This is a genomic window from Nostoc paludosum FACHB-159, assembly GCF_014698835.1.
In the GTDB taxonomy this organism is placed as follows: domain Bacteria; phylum Cyanobacteriota; class Cyanobacteriia; order Cyanobacteriales; family Nostocaceae; genus Nostoc; species Nostoc paludosum.
Genome location: NZ_JACJTU010000035.1, coordinates 76,385 through 82,527, shown reverse-complemented (window position 1 = coordinate 82,527; position 6,143 = coordinate 76,385). Strand labels below are relative to the sequence as shown.

Below are 6,143 nucleotides of genomic sequence, written 5' to 3'. Positions count from 1 at the left end.
CTAACTTCTCCCCTGCTCCCCTGCCCCCCTGCCCCCCTGCTCCCCCGCTCCCCTGCCCCCTAACCACAGTTTTCAACACCGACCGACTTATGCTTAACACTCCCTTTCCGTTTAAGCGATTATCTGGCGCTGTGAGCGAGACCGACTCATTACGAGTCGTTGTTTTTGCGATCGCAGACTATTTATTTGCCCTGCCAGTTGGTGCAGTTCTCAAGGTGATTGCTTGTCCCCCTATTAGCAGTACGGTTGAAAGTGGGATCGGGATGGTCGATTTGGGAGCGCAAACCATTACGATTGTAGATTTGCGCCAGAAAGTACAACCCCAACAGGCGCATCAAGTTCTCTCTGCGGTTGATACTTCGGGGCGCTTCTTACTTCTGACTCAAACGCGGACTGGAGAAATTTGTGGCATTCCTGTGGATAAACCCCCTGCCTTAATCGATATTCCTTTGGAAACTGTGCGTCCGGTGCCGTGGTCTTATCGGCAAGTGGCGGAGTTAAACTTTGTTAGCCACATGGCTGTTTTATCTGTAGCACCAAACGAGGAACCACTCAAAGTACTTCTTCTAGGCATGAGCCAGATATTGGCTGATAAGTTGGGGTTGCCCGGAACAACCCCAAACTTGGCTTCTGGGCTGATATCAGGCGAACAACGGCAAAGATTTCTCCGTTTTTCCTTGGGGAATCAAGGAAGTGGATTGCTACCATTTCACTCATTACTGGACATTATTCATCTAGCTAGCCAAGAAATTTCCCCAGCCCCGGCCTTACCAAGTTGGATTTTAGGTTTCTATAATTGGCAAGGACAAATGCTGCGGCTGGTTGACTTAGAACATTTGTTTGGTTATGCGCCGCTTTTGAAGCGGCAGTCACGACCAGAAAAGCCAATGGTTCTGGTTCTCGAATTGCAAAATCAGGTAGTCGGGTTTTTGGTGGCTCATGTCTTAGATGTAGAGTGGCAGGATTTACAGCAAGTACAATCGGCACCAACCGACTTTTCCCCAAACAAACTGCTAAATTTTGTTCGAGGTATTCTGCCAGGCGATCGCTGGATTTTAGACACCAAAGCCATCGCCCAGACATTGCAATGGCAAACCCACTGATTTAACTTGATGCTGCCAAGGAGTTTTCTGTGACGATCGCAACCTTAGACCAAACCCAGCCTGCTGACAATCAAATCCAGATAGAAGAAATTTTGGCTAATGTGGCTGTAATCAAAGCAGTCTTTCAATCTGCTAAGGGGCCAAAGGTCGCTCAATTGCAGCAGAAGGTGAGTCAAATCGAAGCTTTTATCCAAGCTTTAGCTAAGGATTCGCCCAGTGACAATAATGAAAATGTTCGAGGGGCTTTTCAATTCCAGCGAGAACAACTTGCGGCGATCGAACGGCAAATGCAGCAGGCAAACGACCAAACTGCACTTTTGGAGGCTACAGTCACCGCCCTGCGAGATGTCCTTAACGCCGATCGCGTCCTGATTTTTCGTTTTGAGGAAGATAATCGCATTCGGGCGATGGCTGAAGCTATACAAGCGGGTTTGATATCCTTGCTCAACCAATCCCTACCGATAAATTTGTTTGTTACTACCAATGTTGGCCACGGACAAAACTCGCTTAACAACCTGACTGAAGTATTAGAACTAACTCCCCGCCAACAGCAATTTTGGCAACGTTTTCAGGTACAAGCTAGCCTGTGTTTGCCCTTGATTGTCAAACAACAGCCTTGGGGTTTGTTAGTTATTCATCATTGCCTTCAACCCCGACAATGGCAGGAAGCAGAGCGCAGTTTGCTGCAACAAGTAAGAATGATGTTGACAATTAACTTGCACTCGGCTGAAATAGTAGCTCCACCTGCTCAACAGCTGTCACCGCCTCCCCAAAAGGCTGAATCCTGCGATCGCTCACAGTTACTAGTGCCATTGCAGCAGGTGAGCCAGTCCGTACAAGAAGGAGTAAGAATTGCCGAGCTTGCCAGCGAGCATTTAATGTCTATTCAAGATACTGTTGCTATTACTAATAAACAGCTGCAATACCTTGATGAATTTTGCCAGCAAGCTTCTGGCTTTGTTCACCTTGTGGAAGGCTTGAGTAGCAAAATTCAGATTTTGTCTTTGAATACAGCTATTGAAGCAACAAAAGCTAGCGACCAGGAACGAGGTTTGCTAGCTGCTGCCGAACAGGTGGAAACTCTCGCCCGTCAAACCCGCGAAAGCACGCTAAATATAGAGGAATGGTTTCAAGAACTCCAAATGGCAACAGCAGATGTTGTTTCTGCTATCGAACCGTGCGATCGCCAAATCAGTGCGGGGCTGGAGTCAATCGCGCAAATCCAAGAGCAATTTAGAGCGATCGCTGACATCGCTGCTTGTACCCTCAAATCAATAGACCTCTTGCAAAAGTAACTTTTGCAAGAGGGGGGAAAGGGAAAAGGTGAGCCAGCGTGGTCTTGGGGGTTTCCCCCATGAGCGACTGGCGTTAGCGAGCTTGCGAGCGTCACCCCGAAGCGGTTAAAGGGAAAAGGGTTTTTATTAGCCCTTTCCCCTGGTTGGTGAGCTTGTCGAACCATACCCCTTACCCTTTTCCCGACTTCTGCAAGAAGTCTATAGAATTGTCACAAACCCCATAGAAATCGAGAGTTGTTTTCATGAGTACCGATTTTGTCCCCCAACCGCAGAACTACGATCGCTTTCTAGAAGAAGCGATCGATTTGTTACTGTTCTTGGAACAGGAGTTGCCTAACTATACAAAAGACAGTAACCCTGGTACAGCTTTGGCTCTCATGGAAGCTGCTCGCTCTCTGCATTCAATTGCCATAGCAGCCGAGCTAGATACCATTGCCATAGTTGCGGCTGCACTAGAAGAGATTTTTCAGCTTCTTTTTCAGTATCGGGCAACTGTCAAAGCCCCAATCGCCTCGTTGTTGTCGGAAGGATTAGATTGCCTACAGATGCTGTTGATGGCATTTTTAACAGCCTCGCAAATTGACGAAGTAGAAATTCTGGAGCGGATGTCTGCCATTGTTGCTCGTTTACAAGCAGAGTTTGGCAATTCCCAGGAAACAAACCTTGAGACATTGATAGAGCAACCGCAGGAACATCAACCAGTTATTCAGTTTGGCGATCGCTTGGCCGAGGTAGAATCTTCTGCGGCTTTACCAGAGCAAGTTATGGTTAAAGACAAGGAACTAACAAGTGAAACTAACTCCCAGCTTGGTAACCTACATCACGTAGATACCGAGCAGTTTCCCGCCAAGGTAGGGGAACTAGCAAACCTGGAGGAATATGGGGAAGAAGATTTTCATGCTTGGTTGGGGGATTTTTTCCTGCCTACTGAAACATCTGAAGCATCACTAGTTAAATCTTTTCCTCATCACCATACACTCTCTTTGCAAGAATCCATTTCTACCATTGTTGCAGCAAGTATTCCAACCGCCACACCCATCAATATTAAGCATCTAGAACAACTAAACGCGCTAATTGCAACATTGTTAACTACGTGCGATCGGCAAGCTTGTCAGCAAGAACAACAGCAACATACCATCGGGCAGCTCCTCCGACAAGTTAAACGATTAAAACACCTGCTCGATAATCTACAGGAATGGTCAGGACGTTTAGCAGCAATTTCAGATACCCTTTCTCCCCTAGCTGCTTCTCGCTCTCAGCAATTGTACAGTACTCTACAATCTGTTTTAGTCCAAGCGTCTCAGATAACATCAACTGTTGATTCGCTCAATAACAATCATTACCAACTCAAACAAGAACTCATACAGCAGGAAAAGTTACTGAACCATTCTTCCAATTTAGTCAAAACAGTTACAACTATTCCTTTAAAAGTAGCCTTAGAATCCTTGAATCGGCTTTGGCCTCAGTTACAAGCTCTACAAGATAAGTCTGCTAGACTACATTTACAAATTAGCGATATCCAAGTCGATCGGGCATTTAGCGATCGCCTCCGTACCCTCCTGTTGCATATAAGTTGCTATTTATTAGAGCAAAGTATAGAGTCTTGCCAAACACGCCAACAACTAGGTAAAAATAGCAACGGTATTATTGAATTTCAAATTTACCAGCAGGGAAATCAACTAATTATTGATGGCTGTGATGATGGCGCAGGACTTAACTTATCTCAAATTTATCAACAGGCTTTAGCCCAAGGACTCGCCCTGACAAAACCAGGGGATATCTTACAAGAACTGGTAATTGAACCAGAGGTTTCATCTGTTTTATGCGATCGTGCTGCCTTAGATTTAGGAGTAGAATTAACTGAAGTTTGCAAGCAATTAACAGCTATTCAGGGAACAATAGTATTGAATTCTAAAGCTGGACATGGTACAGCTTTCTCGCTCCAAATTCCCCTCGATCGCAAAATTGCTCAACTTATAGTCTGTCAAGCTAACTCCAGAGCCTATGCGTTTATTGCCGATTCCGTAGAGCAGATTTGTCTATCCGAGTCTGAACAAATTCTGCAAACTCAAGCGGGACGCATGTTATTATTGCAGCCTTCTAGTAGATCTAGTGGCTTCCTTAGTTATGATGGTGAGCTAACAACAGAAATGCTCGTCCCTATCCACTTATTGAATGATGTGCTGATTTGTCCTAACGACATTCCCAGCCCAGTTACTACTTACAGCACAGATACAGTAAATGCTTTCAAGCAGGATAAGCCTTTATTAGTATTTCGTTACTTAGACAAACGATGTGCTTTAGAAGTAGATTGCATCATCGGCAAGCAATTCTCTGCAATCGATTCTCTGGGGGAAGCAATCCCAGTTCCTACTTATATCCAAGGAACTAGCATTCTTGCCAATGGGCAACTTAGCCTGGTTTTAGATGGTCATCTTCTGACAAAATCTCTAACTTGAGCTAAATTGCACTGGTCTTTAAAATGAAAAACTTGCAAGGCTTTCAGGCAATACTTCCTCGCTTTCTGGCTTCTTTGTAGGAAGTTCCAACATTTTTTAAACCAGCTTTAATCATCTGTTGTTCGAGGAGAGCAAAAAAACGCGCTTTATCTCCACCTTTTACCACTGCTTGATTATGAGCTTCAGCGATCGCCACTGGGTAACCGTATCCTTTTTGTACTTGCGCTAACATCAATCCCAGCGCTTGGTTTAACATAGCAGTATTTTGCGCTACCCATGCCGGAATTTCAATCCGGGCAATTTCGGTGCCAACGTGGACATAACAAAAGTAAATACTTTGGTCGCCGTAGAGTTCAAGAATCTGATTATTACTGCGCCATAAGGCACTGCGTTGTCCTGGTTTGAGTTGCGTTGCCCAAAGGGTAGTATCTCGTAAATCATCAAACTTCTTACAAGGTACTTTTTCTAGTTGATTTGGGCAATAAGTTTTACAGTCAGGCACTTTGTGGGGACAAGCCAACAACCGTAAAAAATTCGTACCTTCGATGTTGCGGGAGGCGCTAAGATAGCCCATCAAGGGAATTTCAGCATCACGCATTTGCTCCCAAGCTTGCAGAATTGGGGGTAAAATGCGATCGCGTGCATCCATCGGTAGCTGTTCCAAAAACCAGTATATTAAAGAACCATCTACCATTGCCAGCGTCGGTGCTTCTGCTTTGGCTGCACAGGCTAATTCTGCTAAAACCGTTGTTTCCGAAGCGGTGCGGCGAAAACTCATCCATTCCTCAGTACGGATTCCCCATTGTCGAGACATGTATAAATCTTCTGGGCGATAAAATACCTCTGGCAAACTATCGAGTAGGGGATGGCGATTTTGTCCGTAGTGCAAGACGACTCTACCGATATTTAACAGATAACAATAAGCAATTTCGTGGTGATTAGGAGCAATTTGGGAACCATCGGTAGCGATGACAGTATGAATTTTTGGCGGAACTGGGATATCAATGCAAGTTTCTAACGGCTCAACTGGTGTAGCATTAGCAAAGAGAATGCGATCGCGCCATTTTTCCTGGCGATCGATTAAATCTTCTTGACACTCATAAGCATTATTTAAATGTTGTTGCGCCAATTCTAAACGCTGGCGGCTAGCAGTAGCTTCTAAAGAAAGATGCTGACTTAAACCCTGCATTTGTCGCGCTAGTTTTGTAAGGTCAAGCATAAACGTAAGTGGGGAGTTAGGAGTTAACAGTTGGGAGTTAGGAATTAGGAGTTAGAAGTTTACTTAA

4 protein-coding genes are annotated in these 6,143 nt (G+C 45.0%); 3 read left to right on the top strand and 1 reads right to left on the bottom strand.

What is annotated here, in order from left to right; genetic code table 11:
- The 3 genes from H6H03_RS27620 to H6H03_RS27610 all read left to right on the top strand — a co-directional run.
- The coding region (locus H6H03_RS27620; RefSeq protein ID WP_242065749.1) for a chemotaxis protein CheW at nucleotides 1-1,103 on the top strand (1,103 nt) is incomplete at its 5' end.
- Between the two features lie 29 nt (nucleotides 1,104-1,132).
- Nucleotides 1,133-2,398, top strand: coding sequence for a GAF domain-containing protein (locus H6H03_RS27615; RefSeq protein ID WP_190958250.1), 1,266 nt, complete (start codon nucleotides 1,133-1,135; stop codon nucleotides 2,396-2,398).
- A gap of 242 nt (nucleotides 2,399-2,640) precedes the next feature.
- A complete protein-coding gene (locus H6H03_RS27610; protein WP_190958249.1) occupies nucleotides 2,641-4,857 on the top strand; it encodes a chemotaxis protein CheW in 2,217 nt (738 codons plus the stop codon).
- Between the two features lie 43 nt (nucleotides 4,858-4,900).
- On the opposite strand, the gene H6H03_RS27605 is transcribed toward H6H03_RS27610, so the two are convergent.
- A complete protein-coding gene (locus H6H03_RS27605) occupies nucleotides 4,901-6,076 on the bottom strand; it encodes a DNA double-strand break repair nuclease NurA (RefSeq protein ID WP_190958248.1) in 1,176 nt (391 codons plus the stop codon).
- Nucleotides 6,077-6,143: the final 67 nt, after the last annotated feature.

What these genes read in the sequence shown, in the direction of transcription:
- H6H03_RS27605 (WP_190958248.1), bottom strand. Translation starts at nt 6,076, where the DNA reads ATGCTTGACCTTACAAAACTAGCGCGACAAATGCAGGGTTTAAGTCAG.
- H6H03_RS27610 (WP_190958249.1), top strand. Translation starts at nt 2,641, where the DNA reads ATGAGTACCGATTTTGTCCCCCAACCGCAGAACTACGATCGCTTTCTA.